Here is a 22,763-nt window from a genome sequence, read left to right on the forward strand (position 1 = left end):
TTCCAATAGCCCGGTGGTTGATGGTTACTTATCCAGTAACTTTTTTATTGTACTGACAGGAATGGTTTCTTTAACAACCATTTGTAACGATCTCTTTAGTTGCTTATCTGCGTATATGCTCTCTGTACTGGAAACCAGGCCTACCAGTTGTCCTGACTGATTAATGATAGGCCCTCCGCTTGATCCTACCGCATAATCGGCTGTAATTTGCATCCTGTCATCTTGTGCTGTTTCTCCTGAGATATTCCTGGCTACTGCCCCCTGGCTATAATAATAGAACTTACCGTCAGGATGCGTAATGGCGCACACGAAATTGCCTTCCTGTGCAGCAGTGCCCAAAGGAACGGGATCCAGTTTGTCGTTACTTATCGCCACACGGAATATGGCCGCATCACCTTCTTTCGAGTATGCAAGGATTTTGTCGAGGGCATATATTTTCCCGGCTATCGTCGATACGAAATAGAGGCTGTCTTTTGCCAGGCTCTCACCGGACTTTTCGATCAGCTCCTCCAGTACATGGTAATTGGTGACGCATACACCATCTGAAGTAATGGCAAAGGCTGTTGCTATGGGAGCCATATGCGTTTTATTGCAATTGCCACAACTATAACACATGCCTACTACCAATACGCCCTGCTTACATTTATTGAACAACTCTTCTCCCGCCAGCTTTTTGTGGTCTGTTGATTTGGGAAGATTTATTTTTTCAGCGACCGGCATATTGTTTTTCAGCAGCTTTGCTTCTCCGGCGATCTCTTGTATTGGCTTGAATGATTTGCTAGCCAGTAATTGCAGGGCGGAATTTTCGATCTGTTCTTTGAATGCCTTTTCATGTGTATACAACATCGTGTTTTGTCCATTTACATACTGCATGAAGCTGAAAGAAAGAATTAGTGGCAAGATTTTTTTTAAGGTGTTTTTAGACATTGCTAGCTAATTTTAAAGTTTAGTTATTATTTTAATGCGTTCAGTTCTGAAATGATTTGATACGGTTGACTGACCGGGATATTTCTATTGTGCGGGCGTTCCATTCTTTACGGTATTGGCAGGAAGGCGTAAAGGGAAAGCCCCTGACAGTCTGCGTTCCCCCCATGTTCAGCAGGATAATCCCTTCCTCCATAGCATTGGTGCTCCATGTTGTCCGGATTGACCCGTCCAGCAGATTTTCGACTGGGTCTGAACCAGGACCGCTAATTTTCCATCCGGTGCGACTTATAGTGTTGGATGTATCGATCCTGGATTTCGGCGCGGTAATATAAATGTCACTATGAGTTTCATACGCCCTTGTACTGTCTTTGAGTTTTAGTAACAGCAGGTAATCACTGTAAGGATTAAGTTTAGAATAATCGGTAAGTCTGAAATGGAAATCGGCTACAGGTTGGCCCGTGAGTATAGAGACTGTTTTAGGGTCCCATTCATAAGCGCCGTCGGGAAAAGGCTCGTAGGCGGTGTTATGGTCGCGATTATATGTGTCAATAAATGCCTTTTCGGTTACCGCCTCCAGGTTTACCTGGAGGTCGCGGTTTACTTTCGAGGACAGCGACAAAGTAAGGTCGACGGGCATCTGCTGACTGCCCTTAAAAATTGAAAAGTTGTAATGATCGACGTCAGACAGCGACATATACAGATCTGTTACGAAGATTTTATATTGTACGAATACCAGGCTGCTTTTCAGGCAGGCATTTGAGGAACTGGTATAACCCGGCATAAATTTTTTTTTATTTTTTTTAGCGCTCTGCCCATCTGGTTATTAACGGTACTTTCCGATATACCCAGTACCGTCGCTGCCTGTTTGTGGCTTAAGCCGTTGACCCTGCACTGGATGAAAACTTCCCGGCATCCGGGAGGCAAACCAACTATAGCATCGCTCAGCAGCTTGTTTGTTTCCTTTACAAGTATTATTTGGTCCGTAGAAAGAGGATTCATGATCACATCTTTTTTAATTTCAGCAAGAATGTGTTCTTCCCGGCGCACACGGTTAAGGAGATTTATAAGCGTCCTGCGGGCTATTGTGTACAGATATGCTTTGAAAGGCTGTTCGGGGTCCAATCTGTCCCGGTGCTCCCATATTTTAATAAAAGTATCATGAATGACATCTTCCGTCAATGCCGGCGATTTGGCTGCCCTCAGGATAAAATAGCTGAGCGGCTTCACGTGGGAGAAGTATAATTGGCTTAACGCCTCCCTGTCACCCTGCCGAAGGAGTGCTACTAGTTCTTTTTCAGCATGCATTTGACATTCAGTTTGGGCAGAAATAATTTACTTCGATGCTGTGGCCGGGAAACGTTTGTCACAAACATCGGTAAGAACGCAGGTATTAGGATTTGACACCATTTGGCTACGCAATGCCAAATTTTCGGAGACATCTGTAACAACGGTGTAAGCATGCTATCCTTCATCCTGTATTTTACGGTTTCTTTGTATCAATGATGCAGCATGTGTTAAGATTTGGTCGGAGAGCAGTGTCATTCTTTTGTAATTTTTGAAACCGGAGTGCAACAGACAGCATTCAGCTTTAGACATCGCGCTTAAGAAATGAGCAGTCTTTAAAGGGAATAAAAAGTTATGGCTTGCCAGGCTCAAGCAATGTTATGCCCATCTGGCTAGCGAATGCGAAAAAAAAAGTTCAGAAGAATAACCAGAAATGGTTAGGAACAAACGATAACGACCTATCAGGCTAAAACATGCCAGGGATGTTCATTACGGCAGATGTGCCATGAGGGGCAAACAAACCGGGTCATAGCAGTAAATCATAATTTTAATCGTCTTAAAGCACAGGCATACAAACAATAAAAAGGGAAGAAAGGAATACGGAAACGTAAACAGCGTTGTTATTAACGAAGAAGCCGTCTCTTGCTTGAGACGGCTTCTTTATATTTCATTAATATCCTTTCGTTGGTACCAGGTTGGGATTATTTCTCAACTCCGTACTTGGTATCGGGAATAGAAGCTCCCGTTCCGTTAAAACAGGGCCATAGGAAAACTTATGACCAACGTAATTATCAAAGCCCTTCGTTTTTACGTTAAATGCTTTGCGAAGACGCACCATATCAAACCAGGTAACGTTTTCAAAACACAGCTCATACCAGCGTTCCCGCCAGATGGATTCCCGTAATTGTTCTTTGGACAATCCTGCTAATGCCGGTAGCTTTGCTCTTATTCTCACCTCGTTAACCGCATCATAGACTTTTGCTCCCGGCCCGTTTACTTCATTGGCTGCTTCCGCATATACAAGCAGTATATCGGCGTACCGGATCAGCGACCAGTTAAGATCGCTGTTGGCGGTGGTGGTTTGCGCTGCCACGTCAAAAAGCTTATATATAAAGTATCCGCCCAGGTTCACTTTCAGGTTCCTGTTGTCCTGGTTAGTGAATTCAGTGAAAAAGAACTGACCTTCCTTGGCACGCAGGTCTGCGGCATCATATGACTTTACGAAATCGGCTGTTGCATAAATACCTCCTGTTTCGGCTGAATAGGCGGAGATGTTTTTGTTGTAAGGAATAATGAGCGATTGCCAGGTTCCGGGAATGACCTGTGTTTTGTACTGGATCATAAAGATATTTTCCTCGGTGTTTTTCTTCGCCGGGTTATGCAAATCACCATACGTGTCAAATAACCTGAATTGTTTTGAATCCAGAACTTCTGCTGCTTTTTTTGCTGCCAGGTCGAAGTACTGGTTCCCTTTTTGTAAAGGGTAGCCTGCCATAGTAAGGTATACCTTTGCCAGCAGCGATTTTACGGCACCCAGGCTTACCTTGCCGCTGGCGTCTTTCCAGGGCAGCCCGGCACTCTCTGCGGTTATCAGGTCTTCCACAATCAATTTATAAACATCTTCAGGAGCCGCCTGTTTGGGCCTTAGCTGCTCCGACTTCAGATCAACAGGCTCGGTGATCAGTGGTATGTTACCAAACATCTGCACAAGGTTGAAATAGTACCAGGCGCGCAAAAAATGAGCTTCGCCCAGCAGGCTTTTGGCTTCTGCCGCATCCATGGAAATGCCCGGTATTTTGGCTATAGACAGATTGGCGTTGCTGATGCCTTTGTAATAGTTCCTCCAGTAGTTTTCCCCATATGCATTGTCCGCTGTATTGTGCAGGTCTTTTATAAAATAGCTGTTAACAGCCTGCCCGAGATCAGTAGCGGCCAACCCGGTAGCAAATTCCGTCATTGTCCAGGGGGCGCCGTTAAAATCGCCGCTCATGGGATCCCGTAAGCTGGCATAGATGGCGTTTACCGAGCTTCTTGCATGTTCGGGCTTTGTAAAATAAGTATCTTCTGTATAGTTGCTGGGATCTGTTTCATCCAGAAATTTCCGGCAGCCGGCCATAAATAATGTTCCGGTTGTTAATACCAGCAGTCCGTATTTTATTATTGTTGCTTTCATGATCTTTCATTTAAAGTTGGTACTGTATTATAATCCCACGTTAAGACCCAGCATAAATACCCGTGGCTTTGGATAATCGTATAAATTCAGTCCCTGGTCGAAAGGAGAGCTGGAGTTGGAAACTTCCGGATCGTATCCCTTGTACTTGGTGATCAGGAAGAAGTTTTGCACGGAAGCGTATACTCTCAGGCGACTGAGCTTTAAAGCCGAAGCTGTGGTTGATGGAAATACATAGGCCAGTAACAAATTACGGCCACGGATAAACGACCCGTCGGTTACTTTGTGGCTGTCGTTATTGGTGGTGTAATAGGCGTTAATAGGCCGTATCTGCGCGATAGGTGTATTCTGGTTCGTTTCTGTCCATGCATTGAGCACGGTTTTATAACTATTGGCTATTCCTTGCCTGTCTTCCGCAGAATGTATACTTCTGTCGAGCACATCATTGCCGTACATAAACTGGAGGTCTACTGTCAGTGACCATGCTTTATATTGAAAAGTGTTCAGGAAGGTGCCGTATCCGTCAGGTATACCTCTTCCGATAATGACCCTGTCAAGGTCGTTTATTATGCCATCGTTATTGATATCTTTATATTTTACATCCCCGGGCAGCATATTGTATTTCTTTGCTTCATCGGCTTCCTTGCTGCCCCAGGTACCGAGATGCACTCTTCCAAAGAAAGAGCCAACTGGTTCGCCCACCCTGATAATGCCGTTGCCGGAGGCTATATCACCATTGGCTAAAGCGAGCACTTTGTTTTTATTGACCGAAATGTTGAAGGTGGTGCTCCAGGAGAAATTATCCGTTTGGATGTTGGTTGAGTTAAGGCCGAGCTCAAATCCCTTGTTTTCCATACTACCCACATTGGAGAAAATTTTATCACGGCCGCTGGTGTAAGGTAACGGGGCGTCCAGCAGCATACCGTCTACTTTCCTGCGGTAGAGGTCCAGTTCCAGATTCAGCCTGTTGGAGAATAAGCCCAGTTCAAGCCCGAAATCCACCTGTTTGGTTTTTTCCCATTGTAAACCCGGGTTGGCAATACGGTCAATACCCACACCGGAATTCCGTGCCCCGTTGAAAATAACGCTGTAGTTTCCCATGCCCGCAAGCGCCCTGTAGGCCGGTATTTCGGAGTTGCCGGTAGCGCCGTAACTGGCACGTACCTTTAAATTGGATATTGCAGCAACGCTCTTCATAAAATCTTCTTCTGTTACTCTCCAGGCGAGCGCCGCAGATGGAAAGAATGCAAACTGGTTATCACTTCCGAATTTGGATGAGCCATCCATACGGCCGGTAAAAGTGACCAGGTATTTATTCCGGAAACCATAGTTGATGCGGCCAAAGTAGGAATTCAGCCCGTTGGCGGTTCCCACAGAAGAAGGCGGCTGGGGACTGGATCCCGCACCAAGATTGTAATACCGGTAGTAAGAATCGGTGAAACCCTCTGTGCTTGCCTGGTTTTCAAAGCGGTCAATATGTTGCCACGATACCCCTGCCATAGCATTTAAACTATGCACCTTTGAAAACTGCCTGTTGTAGGTAAGGTAGTTTTCAAACTGCCAGGAATTGTACCTGTTATTATTAACGAAAGCATTTCCGTTGTCTGAAATGTATTGCATTCCTTTAGCGGCGAAATAATCTTCCCTTTGGTTAATAATGTTCACACCAACGGTCGATTTCAATTCCAGTCCAGGGGCCAGGTGAATATTTGCATATAAATTACCAAGAAGGGTTTGGGTATGCAGAATGGATATCCTGTCGGCCGCCACCCTTAATGGGTTATCACCGCCTTCCATTCCGGGATAGTCCCTGTTGCTGGCCCATGTTCCGTCTGCATATTTTACGGGGATAATAGGCAAGGCTTCCAGCACCTGCCGCATCATGGTAATACCGCCCCCATTAAGCTGGTCTACCTGTTTTTCCCGCTGATCGGTGTAACTCATTGTACCACCAATCTTCAGCCAGTCCTTTATCTGGCTGTCGTATGCCACGCGGCCGGCATACCGGTCCTGCCAGGAGCCCCGTGCCAGTCCTTCCTGGCTGCGATAGTTTAAGAAAGCGCCTATGCTTCTTTTTTCGTCGCCATCCGTAAAGCCAAGCTGATGGTTTTGTGTAAATGCTTTTTGAAATGTTTCGTCCTGCCAGTCGGTATCATATAAAGGGTTTCCCTGTGCATCAAATAATTTAGGGTTAGTGCGTTTGGTTTTGGGATCGGTGTATTTTGTTCCTGTTGCCCATCCCACGGGGTCATATTTCTGAGCGTTGGCATAAGCCAGGTCCTCCACTGCCAGGAACTCTTTTGCATTGAGCAGCTCCAGTTTCCTGGGCAATACGCCTATACTGAAATCCGGGTCATAGGTGATCTTTCCACCGGATGAATTACCTCTTTTGGTGGTAACAAGAATAACCCCGTTTGCACCCCTGGCGCCATAGATCGCTGTGGAAGAGGCGTCTTTCAGTACTTCGATGGAAGCAATATCATTAGGATTGATATAATCAATGGGAGTGCTTCCATTTCTCAGATCTACTGGGTTCAGGATCACACCATCAATTACATACAGCGGGTTATTGGAAACGCTCAGGGAGCTTGATCCACGGATACGGATATTGGTTCTGCCGCCTGGTCTTCCTGAGTTGGAAGACACATTCACCCCGGTTACACGGCCGGATAGGCTTTGATTTAAGGAAGAGGAGGGGCGTTCCTGCAGGGTTTCCGCTTTAACGGTACCAACTGCCCCGGTGAGATCTGATTTTTTTGTGGTGCCATAACCCACCACTACTACTTCGTCTATCTTTTTAACCTGCGGAACAAGTTTAATCTGCATCTCTGCAGCAGTAACGCTCACTTCCTGTGTAATATAGCCGATATAAGAAACAATCAACACCGCATCAGCAGGGACACCTTTAATGTTGAAGTTCCCATCACCGTCTGTAGTAGTAGCCTTATTGACATTCTTTACTTTAATGCTCACCCCGGGTACCCCGGTGCCATTCTCTTCCAAAACTTTACCACGTACGTCTATGAGCGATGTTTGGGGGTAATTAAGCGTTGCCGGGTTTATTGCATGGAGTGGCATTGTTATTCCCATGAATAAGGCAAAGGTGGCATAAATGATTTTCTGGCGTAATGCCGGCAGTTTAAAAATCACCGTGGAAATGTGTTTCATAGTTAAAATGTTATTAGGTTAAATTGATCGTATCCTGGATATTACTTAAGCAGCAGTTTTTAAATTTGGGATCTTACAAGTCTGGGCGTCCTGTATCTATCCGGCAAATAACATCCTGCCGGATAAATTCAATTCGGGAAAACGCAGGTGATATCACGCTGCAAAGTGATGACTGCTGCCGTGTTTACAATGTAAATGCTATAATTGTCGCCGTTCCTGGGTTGAATGATTATGCTACGTCGCAACGGCTGCGATAGTTTTTCAAATTTTGGTGATGAGTAAATAGTAACTTTGTTAATTAGAAGTCCTAACAATATTAAATATACAGCCTAATATTTCCTTGTGATATTTTATCTAAGTGATATAGTAAATTAACAGAAGTGTTTTTGTCTTTAAGTAAATAGCCGGGTACCTGTTATTTTTTCTCCATTGGGTGTTCTTTAAGTAACTGTTCAGCAGAATAAAAATCCTTTTTACTTTCTATGGCTTTTCTTACCTGTTTCACTTTATCGGGAGATACAGGTGTTCCCTTGTTGCCGAATGAATTCCTGACATAGGTTAACACGGCGGCTATCTCATCATCTTTCAGTAATCCGCCAAAAGGCGTCATGGGCACCTGGCCCGGATACGTTTTATTGTTTACTTCTATTGGGCCTAATACGCCTTTCATCACCAGTTTGATAAGGCGCTCATCGCTTCCTGTTACCCAACCGGAGCCGGCAAGAGGAGGGAAGCCTGAATCAGGCAGGCCTTTACCATCTGCCTGGTGGCATGTTTTACAATATCCTTCTATGGAGTAGATTTCTTTTCCTTTGTTAAACAGCGCCAGTGCGGCGCCTTTCAGCCTGGTGTTTTCATTTTCTTCTTTATCCTTTTTCACATTTTCCCCGTTTAAGTGTGCCACGGCAGTTTCGTATGCGTGGATCATCCATTCATCCAGCGGCATTTTTTCAGCGGCTGCCAGGATAGGAAGACCTCTTTCCTTGCCGATCCATGAAGCGGCTACTATGGCCATCAGGCGTACACGGCTGTTTTCATCCTTTGCGGCCTGCATCAGCAGGTCTGCCTGGTCTGCCACCTGGTGCCCTGTATAACGCAGTACTTCTACTGCTGCGGCCCTTGCATGATAGTCCTTTGCTTTTAATAACTGTTTTAAAAGCGGCTGGTCTACCTTATCCATTCCCCAGCTCACCCAAAGTCCTTCGAGTAAATGATGTTCATACCTTGGGTCATTTTTATCCAGGCTGGCAATCCAGGTTTGCAGTTTGGCCAGTACCTGGGAAACATCACGTCCTCTCAGTTCACGGCGGGTTCTGTAACGGGTTCTGTACTCCGGCAGTTTAAGATTTTCCAGCAGCTCCTCTATGGGTGCTCCTGCGATGTTGGCAGGTTTTACCAGTGGCCTGGAGGGATAGGTGATACGGTATATTCTTCCATGAGAATGATCGCGCAGCGGGTCCCGCGCATTGTGCTGCATGTGCCCTATCAGGATGTTATGCCAGTCGATCACGTATAATGATCCATCGGGCGCAAACTCCAGGTCTACCGGCCGGAAATTGGGATCCCCGCTCACCAGCAGATCCATGCGGTGGTGACTTTTATAACCGGTGCCATCATCCTGCAGGGTATGTTCTTTCGTGCCCAGGAACCCGATGGTATTGTTGATGAGGAAATCGCCCTGCACCTCATCGGGGAAATGGCGGCTGGATACAAATTCAAGTCCCGATGTTGGTCTTACTTTATGTTTATCTTCTATGAGCTGGATCGATTTATGCGTAGCCTGGCCATACCTGGGCAACACGGTTCCGGGAAGCATCCAGCGCACATCCGGGCTGGATGTTTCCGCAAAAAATGGCTGGCCCCAGTCGTCGAATGCAATACCCCATGGGTTGGGAATAGAAAGTTGTGCAGTACGCTCCAGCTTCCTGCGCCGGGGATCGTACCTGTAAAAGCCGCCGTTGGTGCCACGAATGGTTCCGTAGGAAGTTTCTACATTCGTGTGAAGAAAAACGCCTTCCCCTGAATAAATTGCACCGGAGGGATCGGCTGTAAACGCGTGACTGCTGTGATGTGTATCATGATCATCGAACCCGCTGAGCAGGATTTCCGTTTTATCGGCTTTGCCATCGCCATCTGTATCTGTTAGCAGTTTAAGATTGGTTCCCTGGGCAACATATACGCCTTCGGGGGCTATTTCAAAACCTATAGGAAGATGCAGGCTATCCGCGAATATTGTTTCTTTATCGGCCTTACCATCATTGTCGGTATCTTCAAAAATGAGAATTTTATCATTGGGCCTGGCATCTCCCGGTTTATAATGCGGATAGCTTGGCATTACCGCTACCCACAGCCTGCCTTTATTATCAAACGACATCTGCATTGGCTTAGCCAGGTCTTGAAATTGCTCTTCAGAGGCAAAAAGCTCAATCTTGTAGCCAGGTGGAACTTTCAGCTTACTTACCGCTTCCTGCCCGCTGAGATACCGCAGGCTGCCATTTTTTGCAGGGTTATAATTCGTTTTAACAGGAGGTAACACTTTGGTGTTTTTATCGGCAGCAGCAATATCCATTTTCTCACCTTTTGAAGCTGCCAGCCAAACTGCGGTGTCCCTGATCGCTGTCATCTGCCGGATCTTTTCTATTTCCGCAGGATAATTATCCGGTCCGTAGGGATCATACCGGCGGCCATACACATGCACCCCGTTAGGGATTTTATAATCATTGAGCCACATCCAGTTCTTTTCCGATACGGCATCATGTACCAGTTTCCTGTTAGTTTCCGCCTTTGGCGAAACATTTCCAAAGATCTTGTCTGCCAGCAAAAGCCCCAGCTTTTTATAACCTTCTTCATTCAGTTGGGAACCATCTATGGTGAGTGGTTCTTTACTATCCTCATACCATTTTCCGGAAGGTGTGAATGCATCTACAAATAACACATTATTACCGGCAGCCACTTCTTTCATTGCCTGTGTATACAGGGCAAGGTTTTCATTTTCTTTACGGCCATCGGGAAGATCATATTTATCTGAAAGATTTTCGAAGGCGATAGGAGAAACAATGGCCAGTTGCGGCGCAGAAACGCCGTTATATTTTTGTTTCAGGGTCCATTTTATAAATGCGTCCAGTTCTGCTTTATAACTATCCAGTCCTTCTTTCCCGTCGAATGATTCGTTGTATCCGAAAAATGCGATGATCACATCTGTTTTAAGCCTGGTGAGCCATTGGTCAGGTGTTTCAAAATGTCCCTGGCTTGGGTTCTCAATGGCCTGCACCTGGCTGTCGAGCGCCGGATGGAATTTCTCTGCGCCCGGAAATGCCCACGGGGAGTTCCTGCCGGAATGTGGCCGGAACCCGGGAGTTTCCCCGCCATCGCACATATTGCGGATCTGTATTTTATACTCAGGATAACGGAGATAGAGCTCTGTTTCGAAATTATCATAATTTATCATTCTTGATCCCAGGTTGTTACCGATCAGGGAAATATGGGATGTCCCGGAAATAGTAAGCGGAGCAGGTTCCTGGGATTTGCAGGCATGCAGTATCATTATCGCCAACACTATGGGAATAAAAGGCGCGTAAATGCCAATTTTTGATAGTTTGGACATTTTGGATAGATTTAGCTTAATCAGGAAACGAGAAATACTTATTTGGCTACACGGTAGGGTACCTGGATATTCATTTTACCTTTCCATTTCCGTGGAATTTTTAATCCCAGTTCATAATGAATGGCATTGATCACTAACCGCTGAAAGGGCTCTTGTGTGAAATCTTCAGGATGGCCCATGGTGGTCATAAAAACCCTGCCGCCGAAACTGTTGGTGCCGGTCCATGCCACCGGGTTTTCTATGGCTTCTTTATCCGGGTTCACGGCTTTCCCCATCAGTAACCAGGTGGAGCCTTTCACAGGGTAATCCGGCAAAACACGGTATAGCCATGAGCGTACATGAAAGTTGGTTGCTACGCCTGTTAGAATAGGATTGTTCGCCTGTTCAGGAATAATGTGAACATCAGTGCTGCTCTCGTGCCCGTAGTGGGTATGTTTGGCCGCGCCGCCCCATCCGGGAGGAGCATTCAATGCAAATTCACCAAAGGCATTCCATTTTTCGCTGGGATGTCCTTCAGGGAAATGGAAGGCATGCGTGGTGGTACGGAAGCCCATAACGGGTTTACCTGATTTCAGGTAAGCATTAATATACGCAAGTTGTTCAGGAGGGAGCCTGCGCCAGCGCAGGAAAAAAACAGCCAGGTCCGCCTGTTTTAAAGCCTCCAGGCCCGGGATATTTTCTTCGCTGTTATAATCAGGAGATGCTTTGAGAACGATCGTTTTCATACCGTAATCCTTCTCCAGCGCAGCAGCAATGAGAGGCATGGTTTCCTCGCTGCTGTATTCATGATCACCGGTCACGAAAACAACCAGCGGTTTTTTCCCCGCTTTGGAAGATTGCGCAAAGAGCAGCCCCGTACATGTTATGCTGGTATTTACCAGGAACAATAAACAAACGCAGAATTTTTTCATTTGAACAGAGATTATTGATGACCGTTTTATATGCGATCCAACCTGCCACATTTCAGGAAGCATACGGTAACATTAAAGAAATGATGTCTCAGTTATTGATTAACGCAAGCGCATTGCGGTTATATATGCTGTTAAGATCCGGTTGCTTACCGGTAAGCGCTGCCACTACATTGTTGATGGTGAGCAGGCATATCTGCCGGTAGGTAGCCGATGTAAGGCTGCCGGAATGCGGCGTAACAATTGCCCGCGGATGATGTACAATGCCGAGGCTCTCCACTGGTGGCTCATCGGGCAATACATCTGCAGCATAGCTTGAAATGGTCCCTGCGTTCAATGCCTGCAGCAATGCAGGATGATCAATAAGCGCGCCTCTTGCCGTATTGATCAGTAATGAACCAGGCTTCATCAAACGCAGTTGTTTTTCTCCTATGATCTTATCTGTTTCACTGTTAAAGGGAAGATGAAGGCTCACTACATCCGATTGCTGTAATACCTCTTCCATGGCCAGGTATTTATAAGGCTGGTCCCGGGTGGATTTACTCCAATACAGCACTTCCATTCCAAAAGCTTCTCCAAGCCGGGCCACACGTTTTCCTATATTTCCCATACCCAGTATGCCAAGGGTTTTCCCGTTCAGCTCATCACCTGCATATTGATTGCGCCAGTCCCAGTTGTTTTGTTTCACCTGGAATACCGATTCATACATGTTGCGCATGAGCATCAGCATCAGTCCCAGGGTATGCTCGGCAATAGTGGCGGCATTGCTGCCCGGGGCATTGATGACCATGATTTTTCTGGCAGTAGCCGCGGCTACATCTACATTATCCAATCCTACACCACACCTGGCAACCACCTGTAAATGCGGACAGGTATCGATGAGTGGTTTATTGATCAGTCCTTTTCCTCTTGTAATGATGGCATGGATATCTTCATTGTTCAAAACATTTTTTAAGCTGGCCTCATCGTATCCTGTGAACACATTCACATTATCCTGAAGAACGGTGAATGCTTCATCGGCAACGGTTTCAAGCAACAATACGTTCTTTCTCATTTGTTATGATATAAAGTGGCATCATCAGACCTGTACCCCCTGAAGTCATTCCTGTTGGAAACATACAGGCCTTCTTCATAAAGCTCATCTGCAAATATCCGGGGATCTGTTTCAGCTCCCGGTATGGAGGAAATTTCCACCAGGTTGCCGGCAGGGTCACGCACAAACATCTGCATAGCTCCATCTGGCAGTTTTCTTACTTTTCCCCATGGGTTTATATCAATGATGTTCAATTCTTTCATGCGGAAAAACAAACTGCTGAAATCATCTACCTGTACACAAACATGCCCGCGGAAGGAGGTCTTATCTTCCCATTCGGAGATATGTAACTGTTGCTCTTCGTTGAATTTGAAAAACATAACAGGGTAATCAAACCGGAAGGCGGCAAGCGGCTCCAGGCCTAACTCATGCTGATAGAAATGACCTGCTTTTTCCAGGTTGTCTACAATCAGTGTTACGTGATTAATTTTAAGTGCTTTGGCCATAAATAGTCATTTACAAATACCACTTCTAAGCTTTTTGTTTATACTCCTTTACAAAATCCCAGTCGGGAGTTACACCCAGCCCCGGGGCAGTTGGCGCCAGTATGTCGCCATTTGTAACGGTAATTTGTTCCTTTACCAGTTCATACATCATCGGATTGCCTCCCAGGGAGAACTCAATAATAGTGGCCGATGGCGATGCAAACGCTACATTCAGTCCTGCCATAAAAGAGAAGGCGGAGCCCCAGCAATGCGGCGCCAGCTCCAGCTGATGCACGCTTGCGAGGTGCGATACGCGCACTGCCTCGGAAATACCGCCAATGATGGCTGCATCCGGCTGTATTACATCAATGGCCCTTATCTGCAAAAGTTCATTGATGTCAAAACTGGTATATTCGCTTTCGCCTGCTGCAATAGGAATATATGTGGAAGCTCTTACTTCTGCTGTCCCTGTTTTATTATCAGGATTGATAGGTTCCTCAAACCAGTATAAGTTACAATCTTCTACTCCGCGGCAGAACTGTTTTGCTTCCGGAACGCTGAAGGTACCGTGCGCATCGGCCATCAGCTTAATATCAGGTCCTAAGGCGGCTCTTGCTGCCTTTACTCTTTCAATACTGTTTTGTACGGTGCGGTCCATCACGCCAACGCGCATTTTAACACTGCCAAATCCCTTGTCTGTATATCCTTTCAGTTGTGCGCCAATGTTGTCTGCATCTGCCCAGCCACCGCTTGCATATGCCGGCATCTTATCCCTGCAGGCGCCGCCTATCAGGTCCATCACCGGAACATTCAGCATCTTCCCTTTCAAATCCCACAGCGCAGTATCGATACCGCTCATAGCAGATATGGTAAGGCCCCTTCTTCCAAGGATAGGGAATTTCCGGCCTCTCAGCAATGCGTAATGATCCCTTGTGCCATTGTACATCTCTTCCCATAAACGGGAAATATCTTTGACCTGCTTACCCAGTAATGCCGGCTTTAATTCGTTTTCAATACAATTTACAATGGAGGCGCATACCCCCGAAGATCCAACCGCTGCTTTGGCTTCTCCAAATCCCTGAAGACCATCATCCGTTGTTATTACAACAAGCGTCATATCAAAATTGGTTAATAATCCATAGTCTGAAGTATGTTGTTTTTCTTTAGGAACAGGACAGCGTAACCAAAATGCCTCTACATTAGCTATTTTCATCTGTTAGCAGTTGACTTCTTTAAATAAGTTTTGATAAAGTATTAAATGATTCGGCTGTCAGCATGGTATAAAATGCTTCCGTAACAGAAGCGCTGCCATGGTCTGCCAGGAATTTTTCCTGCTCAGCAGATAAGTTTTCCGGGTTTTCATCAATTGAGTCCGGGTAAGGATTAGCGGGGGTGCGATCCAGCGGGGCGCAAAATTCCACGGAAAGCACTTCATCATAGTTTATTTCCCGCAGTGTATCTATGATCTTTTTCCAGTTGAGATGTCCCATTCCCGGCGCCATGCGGTTGTTATCCGCTACATGAAAACCAACCAGTTTCCCTTTGGCTGCCCTGATCGCCTCAAACATATCCGCTTCTTCGATATTCATATGAAAGGTATCCAGGCACACGCCACAGTTAGGGCCTACGGCCTCTGCAAGCGTCAGGGCCTGGGCGGCCCGGTTGATGAAGTAGGTTTCAAACCGGTTGATAGGTTCAATGCCTATTACAATACCAGAGGCTTCACTATAGTTATAAATTTCCTTCAGGGCGTCAACAGCCCATTTCCATTCTTCCTCAGGCCGGCCATCAGGCACAATTTTTCCTACTGTGCATGGCACCACTGATACCATATGCCCGTCCAGTTCCTTTACCATTTTTATGATATCCTTCACATACTGCACTGATCTTGCGCGTTGGGCCTCGTCCCTGGCAAGCAGGTTGCGGTCGCCCAGCATCAGGGTTACAGATCCCCAGCACGACAGGCCATAGTCTTTCATCAGTTGCCTGACGCTTTTCGTGTCATATTGCTCCGGGGTTCCGGCAATTTCAAGTTTGGTATATCCCAGCGCAGAAACCCTCCGTATGGTGGTTTCTATAGTTTCAGACCTCATCCAGTTGTGTATCCCTAGTTCCATAACGCTTTAATATATAAAAGTGGATTAATGTTTTTTGCAGGTAACGGCTACGTTAAATTTTCCTGCCCGTCACGGAAGAGTAGCCAGCAGTGCGATTGCTGTAAGGTGCAAGCTTGTTGGTTTCATAACAGGAACTTTTTTTATCATTGTTTCACAAACTTATTCAGACTTCTATTGAAATAAAAGTACTTCATTTGCAATATATCGATACTATATTTGCTATATTTCTTAAATTTTGCTTTAGAAAAATAAATAGTGTACTAAAAATAAAGACATTATGAAAGTTTCTTACCGGCACATATCTACGCCCGAAGATGCCAGCTTTGTGATTAAAGAGTTTTGTCAGCCACGTTTTACAAATACTTTTCATTTTCATCATGGCCACGAATTGATACTGATTGTAAAAAGCGCGGGAAGAATGTATGCGGGGAATAAGGTGATGAATTACAACGAAGGAGAGATTTATATGTTTGGTCCGGGGCTGGTGCATTGTTTTTGTAACAATGATTCTCCTGTTGGCGCCGATGAAATTGCCCACGCTATTATAGTGCAGTTTACAGAAGATTTTATTGGCAGGGATTTTTTTGATAAACTGGAATTAAGGAAGATAAAGGAACTGATGCAGCTCTCTGAATGCGGAATAAAATTCAACAAGGTACCTGCTGTTGTTAATAGCCTGTTTTTCAGGTTCCAGGCCAACCAGCAGATGAAAAACCTGATTATACTTTTACAGATACTGGATGAGCTGTCGCTGCAATGCAGGGAAAGCATCCAGCTGCTTACAGATGATCCGGGGAAGGTACGTTATAAAGATGCGGATTCGAAAAAGTTAGAGCCTATATTTAAATATGTTTTGGATAATTATCATCATCATGTAGACAGTAAATCGGCAGCATCTCTCGCCTGTATGAACGAAGCGGCATTTTGCCGTTACTTCAAAAAAAGAACCACCAAAACATTCTCACAGTTTGTGAATGAGATAAGGATCAGTCATGCTACAAAATTGCTGATAGGAACAGAAGATGGCATAGCTGAAGTATGCTATGCATGTGGTTTTGACAATATTTCCTACTTTAACAGGCAGTTCAAAATTTACCAGGGGAAGTCTCCAAGGGAATACCGCAAGGCATTTATTGAAAGTAATGCAAGCACGCCCAGTTTCCGGCCTACAGCGGATTAGGCATGCCTTACATTACCCGGCGAAGGGATAAAGCAGCCGATTAAAAGCTGATTTTCCACTTTAGCCGGTTTGCAGTGTTTTAGAGTAATACTCAGATATCGCTTATTTAATAGCTGTTGAATACTTTTCGCATACTTCTCAGATACATAGGAGTCGTCTATGTGTTGTACTCACCATATACTCCTAATACTATACCCATACACTTCGAGACTGTCACTATGCACTAATGATGCGCTTCCAATGCTTAGTGCATGCACTAAGCCCGATTTTTGTCTCGTCTTGAAATCTTCCAAATCCAGATATTAAAATTTCCTGCCCGGAGGTGCATTTTACCCTGTTTATATATGTAATTGTTCTATAATATTTCTTTTTTGTTTGGCTGTAAATAGTTTAACCCAGGCCAATACCAAAGTATTATATCTTAGTTGCTGGCCATCATAAAATGAAAAATTCCACCTGGCATTCAGGGCATAACCGCTATTCCAGAATTGTGATTATGTTAGCATTTTTTAATAAAAAAGGATGCTTATCTTTATTGTCATGTTACGCGCAATCCTTTTTTTTGTTGTTCTCATATCGGGTCTGGCTGCAAACGCCCAGGTGGATTCGTCTTTCGGCGCAATGAATGGCGCCGGATCTTCCTTCAGGCCCCCTTTGCAGATAAACGATACTAACTATATCCATAAGAAGTGGTTTGTTACAAAAGATGCTGGCGTTTCCACTGGTTTTATTGCATTTAAAGGAGGAAGCAGTTCCTTCCTGTCGGTCCCGTTGGGGTTACAGATCAACCGTCAGTTGACCAGTAATTTTTATGCTTTCGGAGGCGTATCTGTGACGCCATATGTTTTCCGTTATAACGGCATGCCTTATCAATCCGCAATTACCAAGGGTAGTGGCTTGATGCAAACAAACAATTTCGCCGCCTATTCGGATGCAAAAATAGGCGTAATGTATATTAACAATGACAGGACATTCTCCATTTCCGGGAGTATTGGTGTGAGCAGAGGCGGGTATAATGGCTATTCTCCTTTTTATGCCCCGGCATATGCCCCGGTAGGGGGAAATATGCACAGGTAAAATCGTTGGACCGAACCAGGTATCTTCCGATTTGTCCATTTTAATGCCCGATAAAAAATAGGCATATTGACTATCAGTAGTTTAGATAGCACAAGGGACACATAGGGGCAAAATTTTAAAAAAATTAGTAGTAGATAAGTATCGGGAAATATCTTCCTGTTACACCTCCGGTGGGGTTCAACACCTGGTTGAGCCGGTCGGGAGGCTTTTATTAGCAAATCATTAGGGCGCTAAAGCCATAGGGGGGATTTCTTCCTTAAGAGCTGATTTCAAGCTTATAGCCTTTGCCGCGTACAACAACGATGTTGATATTGGGATCAGGTTCCAGTTTTTTTCTGAGTTTTGATATGAACATATCAAGACTGCGGCCTACTATAACACCTTCATCTTCCCATACCTCTTTTTGTAGCCTGCTTCTCTCTATGGTCTCGTTAGGAGAAGATGCGAAGATGTGCAACACACGGGTTTCTGTTCCGGTGAGATCAATGGTCTTTCCATTTATTATGAGCTTACGATTTTTTTCATCGAACAACATTGAGCCCAAAGAGACTGTACCAGTAACCTGGCTATCAGGTAAAGTCCGGCGTGGCTTAGTAAACCGGAAAAATATAAAACCAATAAATGCTAAAAATGGCAAACCGCCTAACAAAAGTCCATTCTTTGCTGTATTTAGGCTTGTCGGTTTAAATTTGATGTTGACAATGTAACGTGCCATGGGTTGTTTTCTGCCTATGCAAGCTACAATATCATCTTTTTGGTTTTTCGATATAGCATATCCATAGACTACACCGGACTTATCGCTGTTCAGAACTGTGACCACATAATCGCTTGAAAGGGGGTCTTGGGCCAGCAACCGCCGGGTGATGTTCACCAGCGAGCCCGGTTGAAAAGTAAGCTCATTCTCAAAACTGATCTGGTATTCATTTTTGGTGATCTTTTTTACCGGAAGCACCCTCGATTTACTGTCGCCCGACTGCGTTAGCAGTTCATCTCCTATCCTGCGAAGCAAAACTTCCCTTCTGGCGATCGCAAAACCGTCACTGCCGGTCATACTAAAAACCAGGCAGGTTACAGAGATAAACAGGAGTAGTATCAGTCCCCACAGGTACTTGCGCTTCCCGGAAAGCAGATTTCGGCTATGAAACATACCATTTTACCATTTATTTACAAAGGTTACATTTTTATTTACAATCCAGGTTCTTCCCGCTGAAATAAATCAAAGTAGTTTTGTTGCACCATCGTTAAAGGGATATGAAAAAATAAAGAAATGCCTTAAACGGATCTGATTTATGTTAATTAAACCGATAAAAAATATGAAAAAAATTATTTATGCCCTGATCTTACCGGTACTTGTGGTAAGCGGATTAGTATTTGCTAATCGCGAAATTAAAAATGAAACTTCTAAAAGGGTGATCTCAAAGCCCCTCTCTGCTGCTGAAAGGGAAGCCGAACGGAAAAAATGGGAGGCCACCCCTGAAGGTATAAAGTTCAAAAAATGGGAAGCGTCTCCCGCAGGGAAAAAAGTGTATGCCGGTGTTGCTAATATAAGGAATCACATAAGTGATTTTAGTAATATGGAGGCTGTTATAACTTCCCTTTCTCTTCCGCCGGGATCAAGATTAGGTTTCGGTGTGATGGCCAGGATTAATGGGGTTGATTACATTGTAAGATTTGATCCGGAAAAGTCTCAACTTGAGCAATTGCAAAGCCTGAAAGTCAACGACAAAATAATTCTGAGAAGCCATAACGTATCGTACGCGCCGAAGTATTCATACCCAATAGTATCGGGTGAGTATGTAGAACGGGATAGTAAAGTAATTTTTAAACGTGCCCCCCGCAAAGGCGGTTGCTGAGCAGTTGAATTATGCGTATTCCTGATTTAAAATCATTTGTCAGTTATTATTAATCAAGATAATTTTTGAGAAAGCGCGAAAAGTGACACAGACAAAATTAAAAAAGAGGCTGTCTCATAGATATTGAGGCAGCTTCTTTCGTTTAAGAGGCTGCATCATTTATTTATGATACAGCCTCTTTATGTGCCCGGAACCAGATCCGCATCCGGTGGGTGAATTAACAGGCTGCGTCAGTGAATACGTTTTAAGCAATTCATTCCCCGAAGGCACATTGAATGGATTTTAGCGCATCCTGATCATCTCATATATTCGATCAGATGTCTCAAACTTGCGGCAGTGCCATAGTTTACAGGATTTTGTTTTTTACATTTGGCAAATTAAATTCCAGGCATCCGGCATATGAAACCATACACGTTCACGTTATTGCTGCTACTTTTTTTTCCAGGTATATCATCCATTTATGCGCAACAGGTAAACACTGCGCCATATACTTTTAACCGGAAACCGCTCAGGCAGGATGTGTATGCTCAGTTGCCATTGGGGAGTATCAGGGCTAAGGGCTGGTTGCTGAAGCAACTGGAGCTGCAGAAAAATGGGTTTACCGGCCATGCGGAAGAGCTCTACCCGGAAAAGGAAGATCTTGGTGAAAATTCCGATTGGCTCGGAGGCAGCGGGAACAGCTGGGAAAAAGTGCCCTACTACGTAAAAGGGCTTGTGGCACTTGCCTATACGCTCGATGATAACACTTTGAAACAAAAAGCGGAAAAGTGGATAGATTATACGCTGAGCCATCAGCAGGAAGACGGCCTTTTCGGTCCCGCCAAAATGAAAGACTGGTGGCCCAGGATGCCTTTTATGTATGCTTTACAAAGTTACTACGAGGCCACAAACGATAAAAGAGTGATTCCATTTTTAGCCAGGTATTTCAGGTATCAGCTGGCGCACCTTGATAGTTTACCGCTGGACAGCTGGGGTAAATCCAGGGCCGCTGATAATATGGAGATTGTTCTGTGGACCTATAACAAAACCGGTCAGCCTTATTTATTGGAACTCGTAAAAAAACTAAAATCGCAGGCATACCCATGGATAGATATTTTTAATAATAACCGGTTCTTCTATTATGGGGATGACTACCAGCCAAAGCACATGGTTAATGTTGCCCAGGCGCTGAAGTTTCCCGCTGTATACAGTCAGCTGAACACCGCAGATAATGATGAAATGGCCATGTGGAAGGGGATACGCTATATTCAACGTGATAATGGCCAACCTACCGGCCTGGGTTCTGGTACCGAGTTTATGTCGGGGAAAAGTACGGTCCAGGGAGTTGAAACCTGCACCGTGGTGGAATGGATGCAGAGCCTGGAAACGGCAGGCAGGATTATCCATGATTCCCAGGTGGGCGACGACCTGGAAAAGGTTGCTTTCAACGCGCTTCCGGCACAATTTGACAGGGACCTTAAAACACATTCCTATTATACATTGCCCAACCAGATAAAGGCAGCGGAAGGACACCACGGTTATAACCAGGACTATGCCAACGGCCTGTTATTAAGCCCTTATTCCGGCTTCCCCTGTTGCCGTTATAATTTACATATGGGCTGGCCGTACTTTATTAAGAATAGCTGCCTGGCAACGCCCGATGGAGGTCTTGCTATCAACACCTATGGCCCGATGGAAATAAATGCAATGGTGGCCCAAAACGTTCCGGTTAAAATATATGAGGACACCAATTATCCTTTTGAAGAGCAGATCCGGTTTTCTTTCGACCTGAAAAGATCAGTGGCTTTCCCGCTGCGGATAAGGATCCCGGCCTGGTGTGAAAAGCCTGAAGTGATGGTTAACGGGAAGTTGATGCGCGGTGTTACCAGTGCAGCGATATTCACTATTAACAGGACCTGGGAGAATAACGACAAAATTGTGCTCAACTTTCCTATGTCTGTCTCCATAAAAAAACAGGTGAATAACGCAGTAAGCATTGAGCGGGGGCCACTGGTGTATGCACTTAAAATAGTGCAATCGGTAACGAACAAAAAGGAATTTGATGTAAAGGGTTTTCACGAAACAGAGATATTGCCCCGCTCAGCATGGAATTTTGGATTAGTACTGGATAAGCGTAATACCGCAGATCAGTTCAGGTTTGTAAGTAATGCAATGCCTGAGAACCCGTTTATTGCAGAACAGAGCCCGGTCCAGTTAAAGGTTCACGCAAAACAGATCCCTTCATGGACACTTGATTATAGTGGTAATGCTGCAATGGACGTGCCTTACAGTCGTGTGTCTTCACGGGAACAAACGCAGGAAATTACACTGGTGCCCTTCGGTTCACAAAACATCAGGATAAGTGTTTTCCCGACAATTGGTGAGCCGGAATTTATTAATAAATTGTTTGAAGATAATTTTAACAATAATAGTGCGGATAGGTGGGTAATATACGGTGGCGGATGGTTTTGTAAAGATGATGCGGTTCATTGCGCATCCAATGACCAGAATAGTTCCGGCGGGGTAGGATCAAAAATAATTGCCACCGGAACTGATTTTTCTGACTTTACTTATAGTGCCCGGATAACGGTAAACGCGCCAGGAAATGCAGGACTGATATTCCGTGTATCAGGCCCCGCTATAGGCGCCGATGCGTATAGAGGTTATTATGTTGGCTTGAATCCCGTAACCGGTTTGGTGGAGCTTGGGAAAGCCAACGGAAAGCAATATAAAGTAATCGCGGCTGCCCCGCAGGATATAAAGCTAAACGTCGCTTATCGCGTTACGGTAAAAGCCAGGGGCGATCATTTTACAGTTTTTATAAATGATGATACCAATCCTTTGATAAATGCGGCAGATCAGGATTATAAATGCGGTAGTATAGGTTTAAGGGCCTATAACGCCCTGGCAACGATGGATAAAGTGGAAATAAAAGCGTTTTGATTCATTCTGCATTGTACATAAAAATAGGAGGGAAT

Annotated in this window: 17 protein-coding genes; 5 read left to right on the forward strand and 12 right to left on the reverse strand. The window is 45.0% G+C overall.

Features of this window, described 5'->3' with window-relative positions:
- Window positions 1–24 precede the first annotated feature (24 nt).
- From ABIE50_RS11570 to ABIE50_RS11580, 3 genes are all read right to left on the reverse strand, one after another.
- Window positions 25–900, reverse strand: a complete 876-nt coding sequence (locus tag ABIE50_RS11570; protein ID WP_209861480.1) for a S1 family peptidase — start codon at window positions 898–900, stop codon at window positions 25–27.
- Between the two features lie 67 nt (window positions 901–967).
- Entirely contained in the window at window positions 968–1,708 is a 741-nt protein-coding gene (locus ABIE50_RS11575) for a DUF1735 domain-containing protein (RefSeq protein ID WP_209861477.1), read from the reverse strand.
- A complete protein-coding gene (locus tag ABIE50_RS11580; RefSeq protein ID WP_209861475.1) occupies window positions 1,672–2,232 on the reverse strand; it encodes an RNA polymerase sigma factor in 561 nt (186 codons plus the stop codon). Before ABIE50_RS11580 ends, ABIE50_RS11575 begins: the two co-directional genes overlap by 37 nt.
- 429 nt (window positions 2,233–2,661) lie before the next feature.
- Between ABIE50_RS11580 and ABIE50_RS11585 the strand changes: the two genes are divergently transcribed.
- The gene (locus ABIE50_RS11585; RefSeq protein ID WP_209861609.1) at window positions 2,662–2,793 is read left to right on the forward strand and encodes a transposase; all 132 of its coding nucleotides are present in this window, start codon (window positions 2,662–2,664) and stop codon (window positions 2,791–2,793) included.
- A gap of 88 nt (window positions 2,794–2,881) precedes the next feature.
- Here the strand turns inward: ABIE50_RS11585 and ABIE50_RS11590 are convergent, their stop codons facing one another.
- The 8 genes from ABIE50_RS11590 to ABIE50_RS11625 form a co-directional block, all read right to left on the reverse strand.
- Window positions 2,882–4,384, reverse strand: coding sequence for a RagB/SusD family nutrient uptake outer membrane protein (locus ABIE50_RS11590; protein ID WP_209861474.1), 1,503 nt, complete (start codon window positions 4,382–4,384; stop codon window positions 2,882–2,884).
- Between the two features lie 27 nt (window positions 4,385–4,411).
- Window positions 4,412–7,549 (reverse strand): SusC/RagA family TonB-linked outer membrane protein, encoded by a 3,138-nt coding sequence (locus ABIE50_RS11595; RefSeq protein WP_209861472.1) that lies wholly within the window; start codon window positions 7,547–7,549, stop codon window positions 4,412–4,414.
- 415 nt (window positions 7,550–7,964) lie between these two features.
- Window positions 7,965–11,153 (reverse strand): PVC-type heme-binding CxxCH protein, encoded by a 3,189-nt coding sequence (locus ABIE50_RS11600; RefSeq protein ID WP_209861470.1) that lies wholly within the window; start codon window positions 11,151–11,153, stop codon window positions 7,965–7,967.
- A 38-nt stretch (window positions 11,154–11,191) separates the two neighbouring features.
- A complete protein-coding gene (locus ABIE50_RS11605) occupies window positions 11,192–12,064 on the reverse strand; it encodes a ThuA domain-containing protein (RefSeq protein WP_209861468.1) in 873 nt (290 codons plus the stop codon).
- Window positions 12,065–12,152: 88 nt separating this feature from the next.
- Entirely contained in the window at window positions 12,153–13,115 is a 963-nt protein-coding gene (locus ABIE50_RS11610; RefSeq protein ID WP_209861466.1) for a 2-hydroxyacid dehydrogenase, read from the reverse strand.
- Window positions 13,112–13,600: a VOC family protein gene (locus ABIE50_RS11615; protein WP_209861464.1), complete on the reverse strand. Its 489-nt coding sequence runs from the start codon at window positions 13,598–13,600 to the stop codon at window positions 13,112–13,114. Before ABIE50_RS11615 ends, ABIE50_RS11610 begins: the two co-directional genes overlap by 4 nt.
- A gap of 25 nt (window positions 13,601–13,625) precedes the next feature.
- Window positions 13,626–14,792 (reverse strand): mandelate racemase/muconate lactonizing enzyme family protein, encoded by a 1,167-nt coding sequence (locus tag ABIE50_RS11620; RefSeq protein ID WP_209861462.1) that lies wholly within the window; start codon window positions 14,790–14,792, stop codon window positions 13,626–13,628.
- 19 nt (window positions 14,793–14,811) lie between these two features.
- Complete coding sequence (locus ABIE50_RS11625; protein WP_209861461.1) at window positions 14,812–15,696, reverse strand: sugar phosphate isomerase/epimerase family protein; 885 nt, start codon at window positions 15,694–15,696, stop codon at window positions 14,812–14,814.
- A gap of 277 nt (window positions 15,697–15,973) precedes the next feature.
- On the opposite strand from ABIE50_RS11625, the gene ABIE50_RS11630 reads away from it, so the two are divergent.
- Window positions 15,974–16,876, forward strand: coding sequence for an AraC family transcriptional regulator (locus ABIE50_RS11630; RefSeq protein ID WP_142683090.1), 903 nt, complete (start codon window positions 15,974–15,976; stop codon window positions 16,874–16,876).
- Between the two features lie 540 nt (window positions 16,877–17,416).
- Entirely contained in the window at window positions 17,417–17,953 is a 537-nt protein-coding gene (locus ABIE50_RS11635; protein ID WP_209861459.1) for a hypothetical protein, read from the forward strand.
- A 256-nt stretch (window positions 17,954–18,209) separates the two neighbouring features.
- Here the strand turns inward: ABIE50_RS11635 and ABIE50_RS11640 are convergent, their stop codons facing one another.
- A complete protein-coding gene (locus ABIE50_RS11640; protein ID WP_354027975.1) occupies window positions 18,210–19,004 on the reverse strand; it encodes a winged helix-turn-helix domain-containing protein in 795 nt (264 codons plus the stop codon).
- A 262-nt stretch (window positions 19,005–19,266) separates the two neighbouring features.
- Between ABIE50_RS11640 and ABIE50_RS11645 the strand changes: the two genes are divergently transcribed.
- Entirely contained in the window at window positions 19,267–19,806 is a 540-nt protein-coding gene (locus ABIE50_RS11645; RefSeq protein ID WP_209861455.1) for a hypothetical protein, read from the forward strand.
- 399 nt (window positions 19,807–20,205) lie between these two features.
- Window positions 20,206–22,728, forward strand: a complete 2,523-nt coding sequence (locus tag ABIE50_RS11650) for a beta-L-arabinofuranosidase domain-containing protein (RefSeq protein ID WP_209861453.1) — start codon at window positions 20,206–20,208, stop codon at window positions 22,726–22,728.
- Window positions 22,729–22,763: the final 35 nt, after the last annotated feature.

Source organism: Chitinophaga sp. OAE865, assembly GCF_040546735.1.
In the GTDB taxonomy this organism is placed as follows: Bacteria; Bacteroidota; Bacteroidia; order Chitinophagales; family Chitinophagaceae; genus Chitinophaga; species Chitinophaga polysaccharea_A.